This is a genomic window from Siccibacter turicensis LMG 23730, from assembly GCF_000463155.2.
GTDB lineage: Bacteria > Pseudomonadota > Gammaproteobacteria > Enterobacterales > Enterobacteriaceae > Siccibacter > Siccibacter turicensis.
On the sequence record NZ_AWFZ01000028.1, the window covers coordinates 309,088 to 332,371 of the forward strand.

Genomic DNA, 23,284 nt, shown 5'->3' on the forward strand with positions numbered 1-23,284 from the left:
ATCGCGCAGGTTTTTTTATGGCTGTCATCCAGACGATGAACGGCAGGTGGCGCGCAACGCGCGCGTTAAAGCTCTTCTTCCTGGCGCACCTGCGCGGCCCAGCGCTGCGCCGCATCCGGCGTGGTAAAGGGGGGCGAGCGGCGAAAGTGATTCGACACCAGTACAAAGGCGACGTATTTCCCGCGCAGCAACCACACATCTTTAAAACCGTCCATCTTCAGGGCGTGATCCGGCGGCGCCGGCTCTACCCGCGGTACGTAGCTGATTACACGTCGATTCTGTTGGCGTAACGGTTTCATAGGCAAAACGTTGATCGGTCACTCGTTCAGAAAAAAGAGCGCTTATGATAGCGGATTGCAGCGCTTTTCGTCGCGCCCGGCGTGCGCTTTCCCGTTAAAAAACAACAGCCGAAGCGGCAGGGAACGCCCGCCGCGCCCCGGTGTAATGGGCAAATTGTTCTATAGTTAGAGGGGTTTTTATACTCCCACCCGTTATCAGTGATGAAAACAGGAGACGCGAAATGTCGCACAATGAGAACAACAAGCCCACCCACCGGGCGCCGGTACATGACGCCCGCCAGGCGAAACCGGGACTGGGCTCCCTGGCCCCCGAGGATGGCTCCCACCGCCCGCCCTCACACCCTACCCCGCCCGGCGCTGAACCCACCGCCCCCGGCAGGCTGAAAGCCCCCGACACCGCCAACGACAAGCTCAACCGCCTTGATGCGTTCCGCAAAAACGGCGAGAACGAAGCGCTGACCACCAACCAGGGCGTGCGCATCGCTGACGATCAGAATTCACTTCGCGCCGGCACCCGCGGGCCGACGCTGCTCGAAGACTTTATCCTGCGCGAAAAGATCACCCACTTTGACCACGAGCGTATCCCGGAGCGCATCGTGCACGCCCGCGGTTCCGCGGCGCACGGTTACTTCCAGCCCTACCGCAGCCTGAGCGACATCACCAAAGCCAGTTTCCTGGCCGATCCGGATAAAATCACGCCGGTGTTTGTCCGTTTCTCCACCGTTCAGGGCGGCGTCGGCTCGGCCGACACGGTGCGTGACATCCGCGGTTTCGCGACCAAGTTCTATACCGACGAAGGCATCTTCGATCTGGTGGGCAACAACACGCCGGTGTTCTTCATTCAGGACGCCCACAAGTTCCCGGATTTTGTCCACGCCGTAAAACCGGAGCCGCACTGGGCGATCCCGCAGGGGCAAAGCGCCCACGACACCTTCTGGGACTACGTCTCCCTCCAGCCGGAAACGCTGCATAATGTCATCTGGGCCATGTCGGATCGCGGCATTCCGCGCAGCTACCGCACCATGGAAGGCTTTGGCATTCACACCTTCCGCATGATCAACGCCGACGGCAAAGCCACCTTCGTGCGCTTCCACTGGAAGCCGGTCGCGGGGAAAGCGTCGCTGCTGTGGGATGAGTCCCAGAAGCTGACCGGTCGCGACCCGGACTTCCACCGCCGCGATCTGTGGGAATCCATTGAAGCGGGCGATTATCCGGAGTACGAACTGGGGCTGCAGCTGATCCCTGAAGAGGACGAGTTCCGTTACGACTTCGACCTGCTCGACCCGACGAAGCTGATCCCGGAAGAGCTGGTGCCGGTGCAGCTGGTGGGCAAAATGGTGTTAAACCGCAACCCGGATAACTTCTTCGCCGAGAACGAGCAGGCCGCGTTCCACCCGGGCCATATCGTGCCGGGCCTCGACTTCTCAAACGATCCGCTGCTGCAGGGGCGCCTGTTCTCCTATACCGATACCCAGATAAGCCGCCTCGGTGGACCAAACTTCCACGAGATCCCCATCAACCGGCCTACCTGCCCGTACCACAATTTCCAGCGCGACGGCATGCACCGCATGGATATTGATACCAACCCGGCCAACTACGAGCCGAACTCCATCAACGATAACTGGCCGCGTGAAACGCCGCCGGCACCGCAGCGCGGTGGGTTCGAGTCGTACCAGACCCGGGTTGAAGGCCACAAAATCCGCGAGCGCAGCCCCTCGTTTGGCGAGTACTACTCCCATCCGCGCCTGTTCTGGCAGAGCCAGACCCCGGTGGAGCAGCAGCATATTATCGATGCCTTCAGCTTCGAGCTGTCGAAAGTGGTGCGCGGCTACATCCGCGAGCGGGTGGTGGATCACCTGGCGCGCATTGATATTTCGCTGGCCCATCCGGTGGCCACGAACCTCGGCATCACCCTGACCGACGAGCAGATGCACCTTGCGCCGCCAAAAGACGTGAACGGCCTGAAAAAAGATGCCTCGCTGAGTCTGTACGCGGTGCCGGGCGGATCGGTGAAGGGTCGCGTGGTGGCGGTTCTGCTTAATGACCACACCCGGGCAAGCGATCTGCTGGCGATTCTGCAGGGGCTGAAAGCCCAGGGCGTCCATGCCCGCCTGCTCTATTCCCGCATGGGCGAGCTGACCGTCGACGACGGTTCAGTGCTGGAGATTGCCGCTACCTTCGCCGGTTCACCGTCGGTGACCGTCGATGCCGTCATCGTTCCCGGCGGGCAGATCGACAGCCTTGCCGGTAATGCCGATGCGGTCTATTACCTGCTGGAAGCCTATAAGCATTTGAAGGTGATTGGTCTGGTCGGGGATGCGCGGCAGATGAAAACCGTGCTCGGCGTCGGGCCGCAGGGTGAAGAGGGTCTGGTGGAAGCGGATAACGGTACCGGCACCTTCGTGGATGACTTCATCCAGCAGCTGTGCCATCACCGGGTCTGGTCACGCACGCCGCAGGCGCTGACTATCCCGGCATAAGGGCAAAAAGAAACCGGCGCAGTGGCCGGTTTCTTTTTTACTGACTTACTGTTACTGCGTTTTCTGCTTAGCCTGCGGGTCGGTGTCGTACTCCGCACAGGTCTGGTAGCCAGAGTTCAGCACGTGGCCGGTTTCATCCAGCGCCACGAAATAGGTTTCCGCTTTGCCATCGCGCTGACCCAGGATGTAGGTCTGGCAAGTACCGCGAGCGTGAACCATGTTGATCTCAGTTGACGGCTGACCGGCAATCTGACGAACCTGTTCACGGCTCATGCCTTTCTTAACGTCTTTAACCAGTGGCTGGGTAAACTGATCTTTAGTGCGATCGTATGCGGTACAGCCCGCCAGCATGGTCAGAACAGCCGCTGCACTTAAAATTCCTGCAAAGTTCTTTTTCATTTTCCTTCCTCGTTTTTTTCAGCGTGTGAGATAAGCCTGGAATAACAAAGAAGATTTTTCAACTCGCTACCAAAAATGTTTCTGGCTTTAGGAACATTCTCTGCCCGAAATAAGTGGCGGCAAACTGCTGCTCATTTCGGCAGGCATGCGGTTTTACTATGGCCCTGCGCTTGTTGTTTTTGCCACAAAGGTTTAGCTTTACTTAATATCTATTTACCTGATGTGTCAGGTTAATCTTTGGAGGGACAGATGGCTTTACAACAAGAAATCATTAAGGCGCTGGGCGCCAGTCCGCAGATCGACGCGCAACACGAAATTCGCCGCAGCATTGATTTCCTGAAAAGTTATTTGCAGGCGCACCCGTTCTTAAAAACCCTGGTGCTGGGTATCAGCGGCGGTCAGGACTCCACCCTGACGGGCAAGCTGTGCCAGCTGGCCATCAACGAACTGCGTGACGAAACCGGGGATGACGCCTACCAGTTTATCGCCGTGCGTCTGCCGTTCGGCGTGCAGGCCGACGAACAGGACTGTCAGGACGCCATCGCGTTCATCCAGCCGAACCGGGTGCTGACCGTCAACATTAAGGAGTCGGTGCTGGCGAGCGAAAAAGCGCTGCGCGAGGCGGGGATTGAGGTCAGCGACTTCGTGCGCGGCAATGAAAAAGCCCGCGAGCGTATGAAAGCGCAGTACAGCATCGCCAGCATGACCAGCGGCGTAGTGGCCGGCACCGATCACGCTGCCGAAGCGATTACCGGCTTCTTCACCAAGTACGGCGACGGCGGGACCGACATCAACCCGATCTACCGCCTGAACAAGCGCCAGGGTAAACAGCTGCTGAAAGCGCTGGGCTGCCCGGAACACCTCTATCTGAAAGTGCCGACCGCGGATCTGGAAGACGACCGCCCTGCGCTGGCGGACGAAGTGGCGCTCGGTGTCACCTATGACCAGATTGATGATTACCTGGAAGGTAAAACCATCGATCCGGCTACCGCCGCCATCATCGAAGGCTGGTATCAGAAAACCGAGCACAAGCGTCGCCCGCCGATTACCGTGTTTGACGACTTCTGGAAGAAATAACCCGAAGGTGGCGCAAGCCACCTTTTTTTTGCCTGCCGCTCCCTTCCTTCTCACCGCGCGCCACCGGGCGTGTGAAAGACGCTTTTTTCACCACGATCGCTCTGCTACACTGTACAGGCAACCAGTATTCAGGAGTGTTCCGTGGTAAGACGTCCCCGTGCGGCCGGGCCGGAGTTCGATTCCGCCGCCATCTATGAGTATCCCGAACATCTTCGCCCCTGGCTTGAGGCGCTGCCGCGCCATCCTGGGGTGTATATTTTCCATGGCGAGAGCGACACCATGCCGCTCTACATCGGCAAGAGCGTCAACATCCGCAGCCGGGTGCTGTCGCACCTGCGCACTGCCGATGAAGCCGCCATGCTGCGCCAGTCCCGGCGCATCACCTTCACCTGCACCGCCGGTGAAGTTGGCGCGCTGCTGCTGGAAGCCCAGATGATCAAAGAGCAGCAGCCGCTGTTCAACAAGCGTCTGCGCCGCAACCGCCAGCTCTGCTCCCTGCTGCTCGCCAACGGTAAACCGCAGGTGGTGTATGCCAAAGAGGTGGATTTCGCCGCCCAGTCCGGGCTTTATGGCCTGTTTGCTAACCGGCGCGCGGCGCTGGAGACGCTAAAAACCATCGCCGATGACTGGCAGCTCTGCTACGGCCTGGTGGGGCTTGAAAGCCTGCCGCGCGGCCGCGCCTGCTTCCGTTCGGCGCTTAAGCGCTGCGCGGGTGCCTGCTGCGGACGTGAAAGCGAAGCCGAGCACTTTACCCGTCTGCTGGATGCCCTGGAGCAGATGCGCGTGGTGTGCTGGCCGTGGAACGGCCCGGTGGGCCTGAAAGAGAGCTTTGGCGAGATGACCCAGTATCACATCATCCACAACTGGTTCTGGCTGGGATCGGTGGAACGTCTGGAAGACGCCGCGCAGTTTAAACAGCCCCAGCGCGGCTTCGATAACGACGGGTATAAAATCCTCTGCAAGCCGATGATCCGCGGCGACTTCGATATTATCGAGCTAGGCGACAGCCTGTCCCGGTAGCGCCGCAATTTCGGTGAACAGCAGCTGGCCGTGGTTTTTCAACAGCCGCAGCGTGTGTCGCCCCTCCTGCCACCAGGCGCCCTGATCGACGCTGAGCAGCGTCTCTCCCAGCTGCCAGGCGCCGCTCAGCACAAACACGATCCCACCGTGGTTGCCAAAGGTGGTGAAGGTGCGGTCAGCGACCCGCACCTGCGCCCGGCAACGTTCGCGGTGGGTCATGATATTAAAATCCATCGACATCCGCCCCTCGGTCAGCTCGGCGCGTACCGGCTGCTCGCCGGAAAAGGCAAACGGCTGATAGCGCTTCAGGGTGTGGCGAAAGGCGCTGCCGCCGTCGAGCGTCACCTCCCCGCCTTCAATCAGCGTAATCACCCGGTCCACCTGCGGCAGCGTGGCGAATTCGCCGTTGCCGGCAATCGAGGCGATGCTGGCGCGCCAGGTGAAATCCCGGGTCGCCGGCGGAAAACAGCAGATCTCGCGGGTTTCGCCCGCCCCGTTGCGCCACAAATTCACCGGCATTTTATTAATATCGAAAAATTCCATTGCGACTCCTGAAACGCGCACCGCGCGACCGCGCCTGAAAGGCGCAGTAAAAATTATTGTTGTGCGTACTGCCTTCGTTATCGACCAGAAGGGCGATTTACCTTAGGGGCAGTTTAAAAAAAAAGCTCGCTGAATCAGTTTATTATTTCAGTCGCAGAGAGAATAACGCGTCGGGGCGTACAGGCAAGGGAAAGCGGATAAGCGGATATGAGAAGACCGCCGACCCTGCCCACCAACGTGGATGAGCAGGACCGGCGGTCTTAGAAAATCTGTCGTGCTTATTCAGCAGACTCAGGCATTTTACCTGCCGGGGCGCCACGTTCTGTCAGACGCTTCTCAAAATTAGCATTGAACTGCTTTTTCTGTTCCGGGGTCAGGATATTGTAGATTTTGTTCTGGGTTTCCATGTGCGCCATCATGCGGGCCTTGTGCTGCTCGGCCATTTTGTCCACTTCCTGCTGCGCTTTGGCGCGGTCGAAGCTGTCGCTGGCGATGATGCTGTGCATCGCACGACGCTCTTCAACGGACGGACGCTGCATTTTCTCACGCTGCTCTTTCATGATGTCGCGCACCTGCTGTTTCTGTGCGTCGGTCAGGTTCAAATCTTTAAACATCATGTCGTGATGCGGGCCGCGCTTGTGCTGCATCATCGGTTTACCGTTATCGACCACCGGCTGTGCATCGGCCGCGTGGGCCAGGTTAGCCGCGCCGAACATCATGCCAGAAGCCACAATCATTGCCGTTGTTAATTTACGCATAATATTGTCCTTTTCTTTCCGTTTATTTTTCGGTGCGTTCACCGGGTTGACGAGAATGAGTTTAGGGGGTTCAGCGTCAAGTAATCAGAGCATCAGTAAAGCTGTGAAAGCGTAAATCCGAAAGTTTGTTCAATTATGGAGAAAATAAGGAAAGATTGCGGAGAGGGGTGAACAAATATGTTATCTGATTGATTTAGCGCAAAATGTGGAGAAAGTATAAACAGTCATGCTGCCGAAGAAAAGCGTTAATCCAGGATAATTCCTGATAATTATCCGCAGCCCAAAAAATAAGCCCCGTCATTCGGGGCCTGATTCATTACGCTATTTCCACCAGCATCAACCCGGCACGTAATCCGGGGGCCACGCCTGGATTAGGAAACAGCACCCTCTCCACCTCATGCGCCACGGTGTAGCGCGTCTCGCCATCTTCAGCCAGCAGCGTGCCCTGGGGAAAGGGCGTGAAGTTGAGGGTCGAGGCGGGCATGTGCAGCGTAAACGCCTCGCTGTGACGGGTGATCTGCCCCACCACCCGGTAGCGCCGCGGCGGCGCCGCGAACGCGGGCAGTGGTGCGCCATCAAGCAGGGCAGCCAGCGCCTGGCCGGCGGCGGCAAACTGGCTGAGATCGTTGGTGCCAAACGGCTGCGCCTTGCCGAGCTCCAGAGTGCAGCTCAGCGCCGCACAGCGATCGCCGGTGTAGTGGGTAAAGGTGCCGCCCGGTGCCTGATGAAAGACTATCGCCTCCAGCCCGGCGCTGCCCAGCCAGTGCAGGAAGCCCTCATCCCAGGGCTGCGTCCGGGCAGGCAGCACGCCGAAGCGGGGGTAGAGCGAGCCGCGAATGGCGGTGTGCATATCCAGATGCCAGCGGGTCGTCTCCTGCCCGGCGGAAAAAAACGCGCTGACCTGCGCTTCCAGCCGCCCGGCGCGCGCCGACTCCACGCCCGGCGTCGCCGCCTGCCAGCGCCCGCTGAACAGGCGGTTGATGTCATAGTCGATAAAACGGCGGTCGGCACGCAGCGCGGCAGGGTTGCCGAGGATCACCAGCAGCCGCCACTGAAGGCGGATGTCGCCGCGAAACAGCTTGCCCATCAGGGAGTCGAGCAGCTCCACCGGCGCCGTCTCATTGCCGTGAATGCCGGCGGAGAGCACCAGCGCCTGGTCAACCGGCTCCCGTGGCTCCAGGGTAAGCACCCCCTCTTCCAGCCAGCGCCAGCGAAACGACGCCGTCTCGCCTTCGGTACAGCGCGGCGTCTCTGCGCGCAGGGTACGTGCGAGAAAATCCCTCATCGTCTCTCCTTACGCCCAGGTCCGGCAGTCGGGGTAGCAGTCGTCGAGCCGCAGATTGAGAATGCCGCATAGCGCCGCCAGCGCCTCGCGGTTCTCCTGCAGTAGCTGCGGGTCCACCAGATCCGCCTGGGTCAGACGGTCGCGGTACCAGCGATCCACCCAGCCGTTAAGCGCGGTAAACAGTTGGTCGTTCATCAGCGTCGCCGGATTTACCGCTCGCGCTTCGTCGTCGGTCAGCACCACGCGCAGACGCAAACAGGCCGGGCCGCCGCCGTTGGCCATGCTCTCGCGCAGATCGAACACCTTGAGTTCGGCGATCGGGTTGTCCGCGGCCAGCATGCCGTTGAGGTAGCGCCACACGCCCTGATGCTGACGCGACTCCTCCGGGAGCACCAGCATCATGCTGCCATCCTCCCGGCTCAGCAACTGGCTATTGAACAGGTAGGTCGCCACCGCGTCACCCACCGATACCGCCTCCTGGGGCACCACGATGGGCGTAAAGCCCGGCACCCGCTCCGCCAGTTGGCGGAACAGCGTCTCCTGATGCAGAAACGCCAGCTCGTGACAGAACAGCACCTGACGGTTTGACACCGCGATAACGTCGTTATGAAACACGCCCTGGTCGATCACCGCCGGATTCTGCTGGGTGAACAGCACCTGCTCCGGGTTGACCTGGTTCAGGCGCGCCACCGCCTGGCTGGCCTCCAGGGTCTGGCGGGCCGGGTAGCGGGCGGGGATCAGCGCCCCGCTCTCTTCACGTCCGTAGACGAACAGCTGCACCCCCGGCGCACCGTAGTCGCCGCCGAGCCGGTTGTGGTTGGCTGCCCCTTCATCGCCAAACAGCGCCACCTGCGGCAGTGCGCCGTGGACCGCAAAGCGTTCGGGATCGGGGAAAATGGCGCGCAGCAGGCGCCCGGTGGTCACCGCCTCGCTGGCACGGTGAAATTTATTGTTGAGGTTCGCCACGGTGAAGTGGACGCGGCCATCGAGCGAATCGGCGGAGGGCGATACCGTGGCGGCATTCGCCACCCACATGGACGACGCCGACCCGGCGGCGGACAGCAGATGCGGGGCCTGCTCGAAAGCCTGCTTCAGCACCTGCGCATCCGAACCGCCAAAGCCCAGCTGGCGCAGAACGCCGACGTTGGGCCGCATCTGGGGCGGGATCACCCCCTGGCCAAATCCGGCATCGGCCAGCGCTTTCATTTTCAACAGCCCCTGTTTCGCCGCCAGTTTCGGGTTCGACACCCGAAGACGATGGCGGGTGGAGGCCTCGTTGCCAAACGACAGCCCGGCATAGTGGTGGGTGAGCCCCACCAGCCCGTCGAAGTTGTATTCCCGTGCGCTCATGCCTGCTCCTCACGGCTGAAATCCAGGCCCGGGCTGAGGCTATCCGGCAGCGCAAAGGTCGGGCTTTCCAGGGTCGCCATCGGCCAGGCGCAGTAGTCTGCGGCGTACCAGGCGCTGGGGCGATGGTTGCCGGACGCCCCGATGCCGCCAAACGGCGCGGTGCTGGCCGCACCGGTCAACGGCTTGTTCCAGTTGACGATCCCGGCGCGCGCTTCCAGCAGCAGCTGGTCAAACTGCGCCCGGTCGGGTGAGATCAGCCCGCACGCCAGCCCGTAGCGGGTGTCGTTTGCCAGCGCAATCGCCTCATCGAAACTGTCGTAGCGCCAGACGCCGAGCAGCGGGCCAAACACCTCTTCATCCGGAACATCCCGGGCGTCGCTCATCTCGACAATGCCGGGCGAGAGCAGCGCGCTGCCGGGGCGGAGAAGCGCTGGCGTCAGCAGCGCCGTTGCGCCGCGCGCCAGATGCTGATGGAACGCCTCCAGCACGCGCTCCGCCGCCTGCGGCGAGACCAGCCCGCCGATGAACGGCTGCGGCTCGGCATCCCAGGCGGCGGGAGTCAGGCGCGAGGCCACCTCGACCAGCCGCGTCAGGAAGGCATCGCCCTGCGGGCCGCGCTTCACCAGCAGACGGCGCGCGCAGGTGCAGCGCTGCCCGGCGCTGATAAACGCCGACTGGATGGCGAGATGCACCGCCCCTTCGATATCCGCCGGATCTTCAACGATCAGCGGGTTGTTGCCGCCCATCTCCAGCGCGAGGATTTTTTCCGGCTGCCCGGCGAGCTGGCGATGCAGCTGATACCCGGTTCCGGCGCTGCCGGTAAACAGCAGGCCGTCGATGCCCGGCTCGGCAGCCAGCGCCTGCCCGGTATCGCGCCCGCCCTGCACCAGGTTGAGGGTGCCCGGCGGTAGCCCGGCCTGCTCCCAGAGGCGCATCACCACTTCACCGGTCAGCGGGGTCAGCTCGCTGGGTTTGAACACCAGGGTGTTGCCCGCCAGCAGGGCCGGGACAATATGCCCGTTCGGCAGATGGCCTGGGAAGTTGTACGGCCCGAAGACCGCCAGCACGCCGTGAGGGCGATGGCGCAGGGTGGCGGCCCCGTCGGCCATCGGGGTGTGCTGCTCGCCGGTGCGTGTGTGGTAGGCCTTCACCGAGATGGCGATTTTATTGATCATCGCGGTAACCTCGGTGGTCGCCTCCCAGCGCGGCTTGCCGGTTTCGCGGGCAATGGTTTCCGCCAGCCGGACTTTATTCTGCTCCAGCAGCACGGCAAACCGGTTGACCGCCGCCTCTCGCTCGCTGAACGGCGTTTTCGCCCAGCCGGGGAAGGCGCGCCGGGCCGCCGCACAGGCGTCTGCCACCTGCTCACGTCCCGTCGCCGTTCCCTGCCAGAGCAGCTCCCCGCTCACCGGGTTGCGTTTTTCCATCGCCTCGCCGCTGCCTGCCAGCCAGACGCCGTTGATCCATACGTTCATACCGTTTTCTCCTCAGGGCACAGGCGCACCAGGCGCACGCGATCCCCTGCTTTACACTTCAGGGCATCGAGGGTGGCGGCGTCGAGCACCAGCCGCTCCACGTCGGGGCTGGCGTTAACCAGGGTGGCGCGAAACGCGTGGTACTGCTCGTTAGCCACCAGGCACAGCGGCTGCGTCTCGTCCGCCGGCTGGCCTTCTGCCACCTCGACCAGGCGGCTCTTACGGATGGCGCGCACCCGGTCGATGTCGCACTCCAGCGTCGGGCCGCCGTCAAAGATGTCGATGTAGTTGCGAAAGCGGAAGCCTTCCGCCTCCAGCACCGCACGCGCCGGGGCGGTATGCGGGTGAACGTTGCCGATGGCGGCCTGCGCCTCGGGGGAAAGAAAATGGGTGTAGATCGGGTGTTTCGGCATCAGCTCGGCGATAAACGCCTTCTGGCCGGTGCCACACAGGTAGTCGGCGCGGGAAAACTCCATCGAGAAGAAGCGCTCCCCGAGGCTCTCCCAGAACGGCGAGTAGCCGTTCTCATCGATGATGCCGCGCATCTCGGCGACCACTTTTTCATTAAAGTGCTCGCGAAACGCCGCCATAAACAGGAAGCGCGACTTGGAGAGCAGATAGCCGTTGCCCTCTTTACGCCATTCCGGATCGAGAAACAGGCTGCACAGCTCGCTGCTGCCGGTGTGGTCGTTGCTGAGGAACAGCGTCGGCAGCGCGTTGTAGACGTTCAGCTCTTTGGAGGCGTGAACCAGAGTGCCGACCCGGTAGTTGTACCAGGGATCGTTCAGTCCCACCGCCGCCTCAATGGCGCAGATCCCCGCCACCGTGCCGGTTTTGTGCTCTTCCAGCACGAAAACGTAGCCGCGCTCGCCGGGAGGCAGCGTGCCCTCCCAGGTCGCCCGCGAACGCTCAATGCGCGCTGAGAGAGTGGCTTCATCCGCAGGCAGCGAGGTCAGGCCGCCGCCCGTTTTACCCGCCAGCTGCATCAGGGCGCTGAGATCGCCGCGCTCAATGGGTCGAATGATCATCATGATGAACCTCCTGCCAGATAGCGTTCACAGGCGCGGGTAAAGCGGGTCAGCCCTTCGGTCACGTCCGATTCGCTGATGTTCAGGGCCGGGGCGAAGCGCACCACGTTGCCGCCGGCAATCAGCATCATCAGCCCCTCCTGGGCTGCCGCCTGGGCGATAAGCTTCGCTTTTCCGGCGTGCTCCTCGCGCAGTACGCCGCCAATCAGCAGCCCCAGCCCGCGGAATTCACTGAACAGATTCAGATCGCGATTCAGCGCCGTAAGTTGCGTCATAAACTGCTGATGACGCACCTGCACGTTCTCCAGCATCTCCGGGGTATTCACCAGCTCCATCACCCGCCCGGCGACCGCACCGGCCAGCGGGTTGCCGCCGTAGGTGGTACCGTGGGTACCGACCCCCATGCACTGCCCGACGCGATCGGTGGTCAGCATGGCGCCAATCGGGAAGCCGCCGCCCAGCGCTTTGGCGGTGGAGAGCACATCCGGCGTAACGCCGTAATGCATGTAGGCGTAGAGCGATCCGGTCCGTCCGACACCGGTCTGCACCTCATCGAAAATCAGCAGCGCATTGTGGCGATCGCACAGCGCGCGCAGCCCCTGTAAAAACTCGCGGGTCGCCGGCACCACGCCGCCCTCGCCCTGCATCGGTTCAACGATGACCGCACAGGTGTGGTCGCCGATGAGCGCGCTCGCCGAGTCCAGGTCATTGAACACCGCGTGGTCGATCTGCGGCGGGAGCGGGGCGAAGTCCTGAGAGTAGGCGGGCTGCCCGCCGGCGGAGACGGTAAACAGCGTCCGGCCATGGAAGGCGTTCTTGAAGGCCACAATGCCGCTCTTCTGTGCGCCGTGGTTATCGTGGGCATATTTGCGCGCCAGCTTCAGCGCTGCCTCGTTAGCTTCCGCCCCGGAGTTACAGAAGAACACCCGTTCAGCGAAGGTGGCGTCGATGAGGGTTTTCGCCAGACGCAAAATCGGTTCGTTGGTGTAGCCGTTGCCGGTATGCCACAGCTTGCCGGCCTGCTCCATCAGCGCAGCCTGGAGCGCCGGATGGGCGTGACCGAGCGCGTTGACCGCAATGCCCCCGGCGAAATCCACATACTCTTTGCCCTGCTGATCCCACAGCCGGGATCCCTGGGCGTTCACCGGAATAAAGGGGGCCGGCGCATAGACCGGGAGCATCCATTCATCAAAGTGTTGACGGGTAATTGACTGCGACATAGCGACCTCATCCGGTGAATAAAAAGTTATTGAGATGTTAATGAATATGGTTCATAGCGCTGTAACTGTAGATTGCACGGTTCGTGCCAGCCAGCGTTAAAAATGCATAAACCGGGTTCAGCAACGTAATATCAACAACTTAAAACCCAGCGATATTCACTATATTTGCATAAAAAGTGAATAATTAGGGAAAGATGGCGTTCGGTGGGGTAATAATCAGCAATATTATGCAAGGTCAGAATTTCATGTTGGAACTGTGATCCCCCGCGTTATTTCAGGGCACGGGATGCACCGAAACGGAGCAGAACGCGACATGAGCGTGCAATAAAGCACGCCACGGCACCACTCGCTGCAACAGGCAGAAACCTGCCGGACGGTGCAGCATGCGCCCGCCTTTTCTGCTACCATCCCGGCTTCGATTCTCTGCACGGTGACTGCGATTTATGAAATTTGTCTCTTTTAATATCAATGGCCTGCGCGCCAGACCGCATCAGCTCGAGGCGCTGGTTGAAAAGCATGCGCCGGATGTGATCGGCCTGCAGGAAACCAAAGTGCATGACGACATGTTTCCGCTCGAAGACGTCGCGAAGCTCGGGTACAACGTCTTCTACCACGGTCAGAAAGGCCACTACGGCGTTGCGCTGCTGACCAAAGCCACCCCGGTACTGGTGCGCCGCGGTTTTCCGAACGACAGCGACGAGGCGCAGCGCCGCATTATCATGGCGCAGATCCCCTCCCCGATTGGCGACATCACCGTGATCAACGGCTACTTCCCGCAGGGTGAAAGCCGCGATCACCCCACCAAGTTCCCGGCGAAAGAGAAGTTCTATCAGGATCTGCAGCAGTTCCTGGAGACCGAACTCGCTGCCGATGCACCGGTTCTGATCATGGGTGACATGAACATCAGCCCGACGGATCTCGATATCGGTATCGGGGAAGAGAGCCGCAAACGCTGGCTGCGTACCGGAAAGTGCTCCTTCCTGCCGGAAGAGCGCGAGTGGATGGCGCGCCTGAAAAACTGGGGGCTGGTGGATACCTTCCGCGATGCCAATCCTGACGTGAACGACCGTTTCTCATGGTTTGACTACCGCTCCCGCGGCTTCGACGACAACCGCGGTCTGCGCATCGACCTGCTGATGGCCAGCAACGCGCTGATGCCGCACTGCGTGGAAACCGGCATCGACTACGACATCCGCGCCATGGAGAAGCCCTCCGATCACGCGCCGGTGTGGGCCACCTTCAAACTCTGATATCTCAGGCTCTCCGTCCGGAGAGCCGTACCCAAAGGCAGGCTATGAAAACCATCGACGTGGTCGCGGCCATTATTGAGCGGCAAGGAAAAATTTTGCTGGCGCAGCGTCCGGCCAGCGGCGATCAGCCGGGTCTGTGGGAGTTTCCCGGCGGCAAGGTGGAGGCCGGTGAGTCGCAGCCGCTGGCGCTGCGCCGTGAGCTGCTGGAGGAGTTAGGCATTGATGCCACGGTCGGTCACTACGTTGCCAGCCACCAGCGGGAGGTGTCAGGGCGCAACATCCACCTGCACGCCTGGCACGTGCCGGCCTTCAGCGGGACGCTAAACGCCCTGTGCCACAGCGCGTTGCGCTGGTGCTATCCGCACGAGGCGTTCGATGTCGCGCTCGCCCCGGCGGATATCCCGCTGCTGGAGGCGTTTATTCGCGCACGCGGCGCCACACCAGCGGATTAGTGCTCAGGGTTTTATCGTCGCGCTGGCACTGCATCAGCACGCCTTCGGTTCTGATCACGGCCCCTTCAGAGTAGTTCTCGTCCTGATAGATACAGCACTGCGCGCAGGGCTGGGCGCGATGCCCGCCGCTGTTGAACACTTCAGCCGGCACGTTCACCTCTACGTCCGGCACCTCGGGGCGGTAGCGGTCTGCCGCCGCAGGCAGGCTCACCAGCAGCGCCGCCGCGATAAGTATTCCCTGTGTTACCTTCACCATCGCTTCACTCCTGCTTCTTAATGTTGTCGCCTTAACTATACGTTGCCATGACGCGCATTGGCAAAATGAGGCGCTGTTTCCGGCGTCACTTTTGGCGATAGATCAGGCGGGCGGCGCATCGGCTTTGGGCGCTCTGGCGCGCGGTTTCCCTCCGGCACGCTTGCCCCCTTTCGCTTTGGCACTGGCGGAGGCCGGGGCCACGATCCCGCGGAACTGGCGGGTCGGGGTGCTGCGCGCCTGGTCAATCAGCGTGTAGAGGGTGCTGACCAGCGGCTGCATAAAGTCCTGGTAGCGGCACTGCTTCTCGCTGATCTGCGTCAGGGTGGATTCCCACTGGGCGGTCATGTCCGGGCGCGCCGCCAGCTCAGGTAATGCGTGGATCAGTGCCCGTCCGGCATCGGTGGAACGGATGTAGCGGCCGTTTTTCACCAGGAAGCCGCGCCTGAACAACAGTTCGATAATCCCGGCGCGCGTCGCCTCGGTGCCCAGCCCGTCGGTGGCGCGCAGGATTTTTTTCAGATCTTTATCCTGCACGAAACGGGCGATACCGGTCATCGCCGAGAGCAGCGTAGCGTCGGTGAAGTGGCGCGGCGGCTGGGTTTGCCGCTCCACCACTTCGCCCTTCTCGCACAGCAGGCTGTCGCCCTTTGCCACCACCGGAAGTGGCGTGCCGTCGTTCTCTTCATCACGCTCCTTGCCGCCAAGCAGCGCCCGCCACCCGGCTTCGGCAAGAAAGCGCGCTTTGGCGACAAACTTGCCGCCCTCGATATCCAGCTCAATCACGCACTTGCGGAACACCGCATCCGGGCAGAACTGCATCAGATACTGGCGGGCAATCAGGGCATAGACGTTCGCTTCCTGGGCGGTGAGCGTCACCGCGCTGCTGCGCGCCGTAGGGATAATCGCGTGGTGGGCATCCACTTTGCTGTCATCCCAGCAGCGGTTGCGGGTATCGGGGTTCACCGCAGGCTGCGGGAGCAGCTCGCTGGCGTGCACGCCGATGGCCTTCAGCACCGCGTGGCGTCCGGCAAAATGCTCCTCGGGAAGGTAGCGGCTGTCGGAGCGCGGATAGGTAATAAGCTTATGGGTTTCGTAGAGCTTCTGGCAGATATCCAGCACGTTCTGGGCGCTGAGGTTAAAGCGCTTTGCGGCTTCAATCTGCAACGACGAGAGTGAAAACGGCAGCGGCGCGGTTTCCGACTCCCGCTTATCGTTCCATGCGGTCACCAGTGCCGGTTTGCCGGCAATGCGGTTAACCACGTGGTCGGCCAGCGGACGGTGGAGCAGACGCCCCTCCTCATCCTGATACGGCTCGCAGGCGTCGCTCGGCTGCCACAGCGCCACAAACCTCTCGTCGGCCGGGGTAACGATGTGCGCTTTGATATCGAAAAAATCCTTCGGCACGAAGTGCTCAATCTCTTCGTCGCGCCGCACCACCAGCCCCAGCACCGGGGTCTGCACCCGCCCCACCGAAAGCACGCCCTGATAGCCAGCGTTGCGCCCGAGAATGGTGTAGGCGCGCGTCATGTTGATGCCGTACAACCAGTCGGCGCGGGCACGGGCCAGCGCCGAGACGCACAGCGGGATAAACTCGCTGTTGGCGCGCAGACGTGAGATGGCGCGCTCCACCGCCTGAGGGTTGAGATCGTTTATCAGACAGCGCTGCACCCGCTGGCGCTTTTCCGGCGCCAGCTGAAGATAGTCCAGCACTTCGTCCACCAGTAGCTGCCCTTCGCGATCCGGGTCACCGGCGTGGATGACTTCAGTGGCGTCGTTCAGCAAGCGCTTGACCACGTTGAGCTGTTTAGCGACCGAGGCCCTGGGCTGCAGCTGCCACTTTTCCGGAACGATAGGCAGATCGCCGAGATCCCAGCGTGCAAACCGACCGTCGTAGGCGTCGGGCTGCGCCTGCTCCAGCAGATGCCCGACGCACCAGGTCACCACCTGGCCGTTTCCGCATTCGATATAGCCGTCGCCGCGGCGATGCGGCTTCGGCAGCACGTCGGCGATGGCACGGCCAAGGCTGGGTTTTTCGGCAATAAACAGGCGCATTGCGTCAGCGGATCTCGATCATCGGGCGGCCGGCGCGCGCTTCAACCAGCTCGCCGATGGCCGTCAGGGTAATGCCGTGCTCCGCCGCCAGGCCTTTCACCTGCGCTTCAGCATCCGGGGAGACCGCCAGCAGCAGGCCGCCGGAGGTTTGCGGATCGCACAGCAGGCTGCGCTGGGCATCGCTCATCTCGCCCATCAGATGGCCGTAGCTGGCGAAGTTACGCGCGGTGCCGCCGGGAACGCAGCCCTGTTCGATGTAGGACGCCACGTCTGGCAGGGTTGGCACGTCGGCAAAGCGCACCTGCGCCTGCACGCCCGCGCCCTGGCAGATCTCGCTCAGGTGACCGAGCAGACCGAAGCCGGTCACGTCGGTCATCGCTTTCACGCCCTCAATGTTCGCCAGCTCCGCGCCGATGCTGTTGAGCTGGCACATCACCTGCGTTGCCAGCCCTTTGTGCTCGTCGCGCAGCAGGGATTTTTTCTCGGCGGTGGAGAGCACGCCGATGCCAAGCGGTTTGGTGAGGTAGAGCGTGCAGCCCGCTTCCGCGGTGCTGTTCTTCTTCACGCGCTCGGTCGGCACGATGCCGGTCACCGCCAGGCCGAAGATCGGCTCCGGGGCGTCGATAGAGTGGCCGCCCGCCAGCGCGATACCGGCCTGCTGGCAGGCATAGCGCCCGCCTTCAACCACTTCGCGGGCAATCTCCGGCGCGAGGGTGTTGATTGGCCAGCCGAGGATGGCGATCGCCATGATCGGTTTACCGCCCATCGCGTAGATGTCGCTGATGGCGTTGGTGGCCGCGATGCGTCCGAAATCAAACGGTGAATCGACGATCGGCATAAAGAAATCGGTGGTGCTAATGACGCTGGTGCCGTTACCCAGGTCGTATACCGCGGCATCGTCGCGGGTTTCATTCCCGACCAGCAGCCTGGGATCGATAAACTTCGCCATATCGCTGTGCAGAATGGTATCCAGCACCTTCGGGGAAATTTTACAGCCGCAACCTGCTCCGTGGCTGTACTGGGTCAAACGAATGGTTGACTCGCTCATGGACGTCTCCTGTCATTGGCAACGCGCTATGGTAGCGCTCAAATACCCGGGTGATAAGTCTGCCTGTCTGAATTGGTCGGTCGGTTGCTCACAATCCAGACAGATTTGCGAAAGGGAATCAGAAACGGGTCACGAACGGACGGGTGTCCGGTACGCTGATGGTGGTGGAGGCCTTCAGTTGCGGGGTACCGAGGTAGAGGAAACCGACGATGCGATCCTGCTCACTGCAGTTGAACGCCTCGCGCACGATTGGGCTGTCGGTCAGCGGGCCGCTGCGCCAGATGCCGTTATAGCCCTGGGCCAGCGCCGCCATCTGCATCGCCATCACCGCACAACCGGCAGAGAGCAGCTGCTCCCACTGCGGGACTTTGGGGTGGTCCTGGCATTTCGCCACCACGGTGATGATCAGCGGGGCGCGGAACGGGGCGTTGCGCGCTTTATCGATGGCCTTCTCATCGCCGCCGTTTTCACGCGCCGCCTGCTCCAGCACGGCGGAGAAGCGATCGCGGCCGTCGTTTTCGATAACAAAGAAGTGCCAGGGTTGCAGCGTGCCGTGATCCGGGGCGCGCATGCCGGCCTGAAGGATCTTTTCCAGCGCCTCGCCGGTGGGGGCAGGCTCCGCCAGACGAGAGGCGCTACGGCGATTCACAAGCAGATCTAATGCATCCATTTATTCACTCCTGATATGTTTTTTAACGTGGAAGCTAGCATAGCGACTGATTTTGTTACAGCCCCGGCAGCGATTCCTGCTGACAACGCGCCGCCGGGTATTTAGGATAACCGACACATCTGGCTGTTCCAGCCAGTAGGGTCAATTAATGGATATGGAGAATACATGCATACCCTGTGGCGAATTATTGCCGGTTTCTTTAAATGGACGTGGCGCCTGCTGAATTTCATCAGGGAACTGGTGCTGAATCTGTTCTTCATTTTACTGGTGCTGGTCGGCGTCGGTATCTGGATGCAGCTCAGCAGCGGGCCGTCTGCTCCCGCGCGCGGCGCGCTACTGCTGGACATCGCCGGGGTGGTGGTTGATAAGCCCTCCGTCAACAACAAGCTCGGGGCGCTCGGCCGCCAGCTGTTTGGTGCCAGCCCCGATCGCCTGCAGGAAAACTCCCTGTTCGATATCGTCAACGCCATTCGTCAGGCGAAAGATGACCGTAACATCACCGGTATCGTGATGGATCTGAAAGACTTCGCCGGGGCCGATCAGCCTTCGATGCAGTATATCGGTAAAGCGCTGCGCGAGTTCCGCGACAGCGGCAAGCCGGTGTTTGCCATCGGCGAGAGCTACAGCCAGAGCCAGTACTACCTCGCAAGCTTCGCCAACAAAGTGTGGCTCTCGCCGCAGGGCGTGGTGGATCTGCACGGGTTTGCCACCAACGGGCTGTACTACAAATCGCTGCTCGACAAGCTGAAGGTCTCGACCCACGTGTTCCGCGTCGGCACCTATAAGTCGGCGGTTGAGCCGTTTATCCGCGACGATATGTCGCCGGAAGCGCGCGAAGCCGATAGCCGCTGGATTGGCGAGCTATGGCAGAACTACCTCAACACCATCGCCGCCAACCGCAGCATTCCGGCGCAGCAGGTGTTCCCTGGCGCCCAGGGGCTGCTGGAGGGGCTGACCAACACCAACGGCGATACCGCCCAGTACGCGCTGAAAAATAAGCTGGTGGATGAGCTGGGCAGCAGCGCCACCATCGAGAAAGCGCTCACCAAACAGTTTGGCTGGAGCAGCGTCGATAAAAACTTCAGCGCCGTCAGCCTGTATGACTATGCCCTGAAGAAACCGCTGGATAACGGCAGCGCCATCGCTGTGGTCTACGCTAACGGTGCCATCATGGACGGGCCGGAAACCGCGGGTAACGTGGGCGGGGATACCACCGCGTCACAAATTCGCGATGCGCGTCTCGATCCGAAAGTGAAAGCCATCGTGCTGCGCGTCAACAGCCCGGGCGGCAGCGTTACCGCCTCCGAGCTTATCCGCGAGGAGCTGGCGGCCGCGAAGCAGGCAGGCAAACCGGTGGTGGTGTCGATGGGCGGTATGGCGGCCTCGGGCGGCTACTGGATCTCGACCCCGGCCAACTACATCGTGGCGAATCCGAGCACGCTCACCGGCTCTATCGGCATCTTCGGGGTGATCAACACCTTTGAAAACAGCCTCGACAGCATCGGCGTGCACACCGACGGCGTATCCACCTCGCCGCTGGCGGATGTGGCGGTGACCAAAAACCTGCCGCCGGAAGTGCAGAAGATCATGCAGCTGGGCATCGAGAACGGCTATCAGCGCTTTATTACGCTGGTTGCCGAGTCGCGTAAGCGCACCCCGGAGCAGATTAACCAGATTGCACAGGGCCATGTCTGGACCGGGCTTGATGCCAAAAACAACGGGCTGGTGGACAGCCTCGGCGACTTCGACGACGCAGTTAAGAAAGCGGCCGAGCTGGCGAAGCTGAAAAGCTGGCATCTGGCCTACTATCAGGAGGAGCAAGGCTTCTTCGATATGGTGCTCGACAGCGTCACCGGATCGGTACACGCCATGCTGCCTCAGGCGCTGCAGGCCTATTTCCCGGCCCCGGTGGCCGATGCGGCCCGGGAGCTGAAGGTGCAGGGCGATAAGTTCGCCGCTTTCAACGACCCGCAAAACCGCTACGCGTTCTGCCTCACCTGCGGCGACGTTCGCTAAACCCAAACCCGGCGCATGCCGGGTTTTTTCTTTCTGCGCCGACCACATGCCCCTGCGCTGCCACACGCGCCGGGTTAAGGTATACTTCGCCGGATCGCGCACACGCACAACCACTAAGCCTACTCATGCAAAAGAAATCGATTTACGTTGCCTATACCGGCGGCACCATTGGGATGCAGCGTTCCGAACAGGGGTATATCCCGGTCTCCGGACACCTGCAACAGCAGCTGGCGTTAATGCCGGAGTTCCACCGCCCGGAGATGCCGGCGTTTACCATCCATGAGTATCATCCGCTCATGGACTCCTCGGACATGACTCCCGAGGACTGGCAGCACATCGCCGAGGACATCAAAGCCAACTACGAGCGCTACGACGGCTTTGTGATCCTGCACGGCACCGACACCATGGCGTTTACCGCCTCGGCGCTGTCGTTCATGCTGGAGAACCTTAGCAAACCGGTGATCGTCACCGGCTCGCAGATCCCGCTGGCGGAGCTGCGCTCCGACGGGCAAACCAACCTGCTGAACGCGCTCTACGTGGCGGCCAACTATCCGATCAACGAAGTGACGCTGTTCTTCAACAACCGCCTCTACCGCGGGAACCGCACCACCAAAGCGCACGCCGACGGGTTCGACGCCTTCGCCTCCCCTAACCTGCCGCCGCTGCTGGAAGCGGGGATCCATATCCGCCGTCTGAACACGCCGCCGGCCCTGCACGGCAAAGGGGAGCTGATCGTGCATACCATCACCCCGCAGCCGGTCGGTGTGGTGACCATCTATCCGGGGATCAGCGCCGATGTGGTGCGCAACTTCCTGCGCCAGCCGGTAAAAGCGCTGATCCTGCGCTCCTACGGGGTCGGGAATGCGCCGCAGAGCGGAGACTTTCTTAACGAGCTGCGCGATGCCTGTGCGCGCGGCATCGTGGTGGTCAACCTGACCCAGTGCATGTCCGGCAAAGTGAATATGGGCGGCTATGCCACCGGCAACGCCCTCGCCCATGCGGGCGTTATCAGCGGGTTCGACATGACGGTCGAGGCAACGCTGACTAAACTGCACTATTTGCTCTCTCAGGGTCTTGATACCCAGGCTATCCGCGACGCCATGATGGCGAACCTGCGCGGCGAGCTGACCCCAGACGAGTGAGCCGGACGTCATTAAGGAGAAGGTATGAAACAACGTGCGCTGTTACTGGTAGATCTGCAAAATGATTTCTGCGCCGGGGGCGCTCTGGCCGTGGCGGAGGGCGACAGCACCATCGATGTGGCAAACACGCTGATCGACTGGAGCAAAGCCAGGGGTGAAGCGGTCGTGGCAAGCCAGGACTGGCATCCGGCGCATCACGACAGCTTTGCCAGCCAGCATGACGCCGAGCCGTTTACCCAGGGGGAGCTGGACGGGCTGCCGCAAACCTGGTGGCCGGATCACTGTATTCAGGAGAGCGAAGGCGCGGCGCTGCATCCGCTGCTCAACAGCAAGGCCATCGACGCGGTGTTCCACAAGGGTGAGAATCCGGCGATCGACAGCTACAGCGCCTTTTTCGATAACGGTCACCGCCAGAAGACCGCGCTGGATACCTGGCTGCGCCATCATGAGATTATCGAGCTGACGGTGATGGGGCTGGCGACGGATTACTGCGTGAAGTACACCGTGCTGGACGCCCTTCAGCTGGGCTACAGCGTCAACGTCATCACCGACGGCTGCCGCGGCGTAAACCTGTCCCCGCAGGACAGCGCCCAGGCGTTTATGGAGATGGCCGCGGCGGGCGCGACGCTTTATACGCTCGACGACTGGCGCGAAACCCAGGCGTAAGGCGGTCCCCCGCCCGGCGCAGATACACTCAGCGACGGGCGGCAGGCTTACTGCGGTTTGAGAGTGGCAAGCGGCGGCGGGACAATACCAAAGTCGCTTTTCAGCTGCTGTTTGCTTTTGGTCACGATCTGCCCGTCCGGGCCGATGGTCATATGCTGCGGATCGGTGTTATGGCGCATTTGCCACATCATCACCAGCTGGAGGCTGTTCTCTTTTTGCTCGTCGGTCAGGGCCACGCCATCCGGCCATTTTCCCAGTTCCACGGCGGTCGCGAGACGCTGATAAACCTCCGGGGTCATGCTGGCAATCACATCGTCAAGATTCATCGTTTTCCCACTCCCGTTGGAATAGTTTGCTGAAACGTTTCATCAGCCCTTAATTTGTTCGCCGTTGCTGTCATCGGTGAAGTTCAGTGACGCCGAATTAACGCAGTAGCGCTCCCCTGTCGGCTGCGGGCCATCGGGGAAGACATGCCCCAGGTGCGCATCACAGTTGCCACAGCGAATTTCAATGCGCTGCATGCCGTGCGAGTAGTCGTTGATGTAGCGGATCGCATCGTCGCTTACCGGCTCATAAAAGCTCGGCCAGCCACACCCGGAGTCGTACTTGGACTGGGAGTTAAACAGCGCGGCGTCGCAGATCAGACAGTGGTAGACCCCATCACGCTTGTTGTGCAGCAGACGCCCGGTAAACGGCGGTTCGGTACCGTGTTTTTGGGTCACGTAGAACTGCATTTCCGTCAGGTCTTTTTTCAGGTCATCCTGAGAATGTTCATCGTTCATAAGCGTACATCCTGAT

General features: G+C 61.4%; 23 protein-coding genes. 8 read left to right on the plus strand and 15 right to left on the minus strand.

The window, feature by feature from the left end; translation table 11 throughout:
• Positions 1-65: 65 nt before the first annotated feature.
• The gene (gene cedA / locus DW58_RS05875) at positions 66-299 is read right to left on the minus strand and encodes a cell division activator CedA (protein ID WP_029592599.1); all 234 of its coding nucleotides are present in this window, start codon (positions 297-299) and stop codon (positions 66-68) included.
• A gap of 221 nt (positions 300-520) precedes the next feature.
• On the opposite strand from cedA, the gene katE reads away from it, so the two are divergent.
• On the plus strand, positions 521-2,779 hold the full coding sequence (katE, locus tag DW58_RS05880) for a catalase HPII (protein ID WP_029592601.1): 2,259 nt from the start codon (positions 521-523) through the stop codon (positions 2,777-2,779).
• Between the two features lie 51 nt (positions 2,780-2,830).
• Here the strand turns inward: katE and osmE are convergent, their stop codons facing one another.
• Positions 2,831-3,178 carry an osmotically-inducible lipoprotein OsmE gene (osmE, locus tag DW58_RS05885; protein ID WP_024551159.1) on the minus strand — a complete coding sequence of 116 codons (348 nt, stop codon included), beginning with the start codon at positions 3,176-3,178 and terminating at the stop codon, positions 2,831-2,833.
• 249 nt (positions 3,179-3,427) lie between these two features.
• Between osmE and nadE the strand changes: the two genes are divergently transcribed.
• Positions 3,428-4,255 (plus strand): ammonia-dependent NAD(+) synthetase, encoded by an 828-nt coding sequence (nadE, locus tag DW58_RS05890; protein ID WP_024551160.1) that lies wholly within the window; start codon positions 3,428-3,430, stop codon positions 4,253-4,255.
• A gap of 141 nt (positions 4,256-4,396) precedes the next feature.
• The gene (cho, locus tag DW58_RS05895; RefSeq protein ID WP_024562598.1) at positions 4,397-5,275 is read left to right on the plus strand and encodes an excinuclease Cho; all 879 of its coding nucleotides are present in this window, start codon (positions 4,397-4,399) and stop codon (positions 5,273-5,275) included.
• Here cho and ves read toward each other — a convergent pair.
• From ves to DW58_RS05930, 7 genes are all read right to left on the minus strand, one after another.
• Positions 5,252-5,818 (minus strand): environmental stress-induced protein Ves, encoded by a 567-nt coding sequence (gene ves, locus DW58_RS05900; protein ID WP_024550939.1) that lies wholly within the window; start codon positions 5,816-5,818, stop codon positions 5,252-5,254. The genes cho and ves overlap by 24 nt on opposite strands.
• A 278-nt stretch (positions 5,819-6,096) precedes the next feature.
• Complete coding sequence (gene spy / locus DW58_RS05905) at positions 6,097-6,576, minus strand: ATP-independent periplasmic protein-refolding chaperone Spy (protein ID WP_024550938.1); 480 nt, start codon at positions 6,574-6,576, stop codon at positions 6,097-6,099.
• A gap of 316 nt (positions 6,577-6,892) precedes the next feature.
• Complete coding sequence (gene astE, locus DW58_RS05910; RefSeq protein ID WP_024550937.1) at positions 6,893-7,861, minus strand: succinylglutamate desuccinylase; 969 nt, start codon at positions 7,859-7,861, stop codon at positions 6,893-6,895.
• A 9-nt stretch (positions 7,862-7,870) separates the two neighbouring features.
• Positions 7,871-9,211, minus strand: a complete 1,341-nt coding sequence (gene astB, locus DW58_RS05915) for an N-succinylarginine dihydrolase (RefSeq protein WP_024550936.1) — start codon at positions 9,209-9,211, stop codon at positions 7,871-7,873.
• Complete coding sequence (gene astD, locus DW58_RS05920) at positions 9,208-10,686, minus strand: succinylglutamate-semialdehyde dehydrogenase (protein ID WP_024550935.1); 1,479 nt, start codon at positions 10,684-10,686, stop codon at positions 9,208-9,210. Before astD ends, astB begins: the two co-directional genes overlap by 4 nt.
• Positions 10,683-11,717, minus strand: coding sequence for an arginine N-succinyltransferase (gene astA, locus DW58_RS05925; RefSeq protein ID WP_024550934.1), 1,035 nt, complete (start codon positions 11,715-11,717; stop codon positions 10,683-10,685). The genes astD and astA overlap by 4 nt, the downstream gene beginning before the upstream one ends.
• Complete coding sequence (locus DW58_RS05930) at positions 11,714-12,934, minus strand: aspartate aminotransferase family protein (protein ID WP_024550933.1); 1,221 nt, start codon at positions 12,932-12,934, stop codon at positions 11,714-11,716. The genes astA and DW58_RS05930 overlap by 4 nt, the downstream gene beginning before the upstream one ends.
• 443 nt (positions 12,935-13,377) lie before the next feature.
• Here DW58_RS05930 and xthA point away from each other — a divergent pair, with 443 nt between their 5' ends.
• On the plus strand, positions 13,378-14,184 hold the full coding sequence (gene xthA, locus DW58_RS05935) for an exodeoxyribonuclease III (RefSeq protein WP_024550932.1): 807 nt from the start codon (positions 13,378-13,380) through the stop codon (positions 14,182-14,184).
• A gap of 44 nt (positions 14,185-14,228) precedes the next feature.
• The gene (locus tag DW58_RS05940) at positions 14,229-14,636 is read left to right on the plus strand and encodes a pyrimidine (deoxy)nucleoside triphosphate diphosphatase (protein WP_024550931.1); all 408 of its coding nucleotides are present in this window, start codon (positions 14,229-14,231) and stop codon (positions 14,634-14,636) included.
• Here the strand turns inward: DW58_RS05940 and DW58_RS05945 are convergent.
• From DW58_RS05945 to DW58_RS05960, 4 genes are all read right to left on the minus strand, one after another.
• Complete coding sequence (locus tag DW58_RS05945; RefSeq protein WP_035885725.1) at positions 14,602-14,892, minus strand: DUF1496 domain-containing protein; 291 nt, start codon at positions 14,890-14,892, stop codon at positions 14,602-14,604. The two genes, DW58_RS05940 and DW58_RS05945, sit on opposite strands and share 35 nt — an antisense overlap.
• A gap of 102 nt (positions 14,893-14,994) precedes the next feature.
• Positions 14,995-16,944, minus strand: coding sequence for a DNA topoisomerase III (locus DW58_RS05950; RefSeq protein ID WP_024551116.1), 1,950 nt, complete (start codon positions 16,942-16,944; stop codon positions 14,995-14,997).
• Between the two features lie 4 nt (positions 16,945-16,948).
• A complete protein-coding gene (gene selD, locus DW58_RS05955; protein WP_024551117.1) occupies positions 16,949-17,992 on the minus strand; it encodes a selenide, water dikinase SelD in 1,044 nt (347 codons plus the stop codon).
• 118 nt (positions 17,993-18,110) lie between these two features.
• On the minus strand, positions 18,111-18,662 hold the full coding sequence (locus DW58_RS05960) for an NAD(P)H nitroreductase (RefSeq protein WP_024551118.1): 552 nt from the start codon (positions 18,660-18,662) through the stop codon (positions 18,111-18,113).
• A gap of 165 nt (positions 18,663-18,827) precedes the next feature.
• Here DW58_RS05960 and sppA point away from each other — a divergent pair, with 165 nt between their 5' ends.
• The 3 genes from sppA (at position 18,828) to pncA (ending at position 22,486) form a co-directional block, all read left to right on the plus strand.
• Positions 18,828-20,678 (plus strand): signal peptide peptidase SppA, encoded by a 1,851-nt coding sequence (sppA, locus tag DW58_RS05965; protein ID WP_024562588.1) that lies wholly within the window; start codon positions 18,828-18,830, stop codon positions 20,676-20,678.
• A 125-nt stretch (positions 20,679-20,803) separates the two neighbouring features.
• Positions 20,804-21,820, plus strand: a complete 1,017-nt coding sequence (gene ansA / locus DW58_RS05970; protein WP_024550278.1) for an asparaginase — start codon at positions 20,804-20,806, stop codon at positions 21,818-21,820.
• A gap of 24 nt (positions 21,821-21,844) precedes the next feature.
• Positions 21,845-22,486, plus strand: coding sequence for a bifunctional nicotinamidase/pyrazinamidase (pncA, locus tag DW58_RS05975; protein ID WP_024550277.1), 642 nt, complete (start codon positions 21,845-21,847; stop codon positions 22,484-22,486).
• A 47-nt stretch (positions 22,487-22,533) separates the two neighbouring features.
• On the opposite strand, the gene DW58_RS05980 is transcribed toward pncA, so the two are convergent.
• The gene (locus tag DW58_RS05980) at positions 22,534-22,812 is read right to left on the minus strand and encodes a YeaC family protein (protein ID WP_024550276.1); all 279 of its coding nucleotides are present in this window, start codon (positions 22,810-22,812) and stop codon (positions 22,534-22,536) included.
• 42 nt (positions 22,813-22,854) lie between these two features.
• Complete coding sequence (gene msrB / locus DW58_RS05985; protein WP_024550275.1) at positions 22,855-23,268, minus strand: peptide-methionine (R)-S-oxide reductase MsrB; 414 nt, start codon at positions 23,266-23,268, stop codon at positions 22,855-22,857.
• Positions 23,269-23,284 lie beyond the last annotated feature (16 nt).

What these genes read in the sequence shown, in the direction of transcription:
- DW58_RS05960 (WP_024551118.1), bottom strand. Translation starts at nt 18,662, where the DNA reads ATGGATGCATTAGATCTGCTTGTGAATCGCCGTAGCGCCTCTCGTCTG.
- osmE (WP_024551159.1), bottom strand. Translation starts at nt 3,178, where the DNA reads ATGAAAAAGAACTTTGCAGGAATTTTAAGTGCAGCGGCTGTTCTGACC.
- DW58_RS05945 (WP_035885725.1), bottom strand. Translation starts at nt 14,892, where the DNA reads ATGGTGAAGGTAACACAGGGAATACTTATCGCGGCGGCGCTGCTGGTG.
- sppA (WP_024562588.1), top strand. Translation starts at nt 18,828, where the DNA reads ATGCATACCCTGTGGCGAATTATTGCCGGTTTCTTTAAATGGACGTGG.
- astA (WP_024550934.1), bottom strand. Translation starts at nt 11,717, where the DNA reads ATGATGATCATTCGACCCATTGAGCGCGGCGATCTCAGCGCCCTGATG.
- DW58_RS05980 (WP_024550276.1), bottom strand. Translation starts at nt 22,812, where the DNA reads ATGAATCTTGACGATGTGATTGCCAGCATGACCCCGGAGGTTTATCAG.
- cedA (WP_029592599.1), bottom strand. Translation starts at nt 299, where the DNA reads ATGAAACCGTTACGCCAACAGAATCGACGTGTAATCAGCTACGTACCG.
- ves (WP_024550939.1), bottom strand. Translation starts at nt 5,818, where the DNA reads ATGGAATTTTTCGATATTAATAAAATGCCGGTGAATTTGTGGCGCAAC.
- pncA (WP_024550277.1), top strand. Translation starts at nt 21,845, where the DNA reads ATGAAACAACGTGCGCTGTTACTGGTAGATCTGCAAAATGATTTCTGC.
- DW58_RS05950 (WP_024551116.1), bottom strand. Translation starts at nt 16,944, where the DNA reads ATGCGCCTGTTTATTGCCGAAAAACCCAGCCTTGGCCGTGCCATCGCC.
- astE (WP_024550937.1), bottom strand. Translation starts at nt 7,861, where the DNA reads ATGAGGGATTTTCTCGCACGTACCCTGCGCGCAGAGACGCCGCGCTGT.
- ansA (WP_024550278.1), top strand. Translation starts at nt 20,804, where the DNA reads ATGCAAAAGAAATCGATTTACGTTGCCTATACCGGCGGCACCATTGGG.
- katE (WP_029592601.1), top strand. Translation starts at nt 521, where the DNA reads ATGTCGCACAATGAGAACAACAAGCCCACCCACCGGGCGCCGGTACAT.
- DW58_RS05930 (WP_024550933.1), bottom strand. Translation starts at nt 12,934, where the DNA reads ATGTCGCAGTCAATTACCCGTCAACACTTTGATGAATGGATGCTCCCG.
- selD (WP_024551117.1), bottom strand. Translation starts at nt 17,992, where the DNA reads ATGAGCGAGTCAACCATTCGTTTGACCCAGTACAGCCACGGAGCAGGT.
- nadE (WP_024551160.1), top strand. Translation starts at nt 3,428, where the DNA reads ATGGCTTTACAACAAGAAATCATTAAGGCGCTGGGCGCCAGTCCGCAG.
- DW58_RS05940 (WP_024550931.1), top strand. Translation starts at nt 14,229, where the DNA reads ATGAAAACCATCGACGTGGTCGCGGCCATTATTGAGCGGCAAGGAAAA.
- spy (WP_024550938.1), bottom strand. Translation starts at nt 6,576, where the DNA reads ATGCGTAAATTAACAACGGCAATGATTGTGGCTTCTGGCATGATGTTC.
- astB (WP_024550936.1), bottom strand. Translation starts at nt 9,211, where the DNA reads ATGAGCGCACGGGAATACAACTTCGACGGGCTGGTGGGGCTCACCCAC.
- xthA (WP_024550932.1), top strand. Translation starts at nt 13,378, where the DNA reads ATGAAATTTGTCTCTTTTAATATCAATGGCCTGCGCGCCAGACCGCAT.
- astD (WP_024550935.1), bottom strand. Translation starts at nt 10,686, where the DNA reads ATGAACGTATGGATCAACGGCGTCTGGCTGGCAGGCAGCGGCGAGGCG.
- msrB (WP_024550275.1), bottom strand. Translation starts at nt 23,268, where the DNA reads ATGAACGATGAACATTCTCAGGATGACCTGAAAAAAGACCTGACGGAA.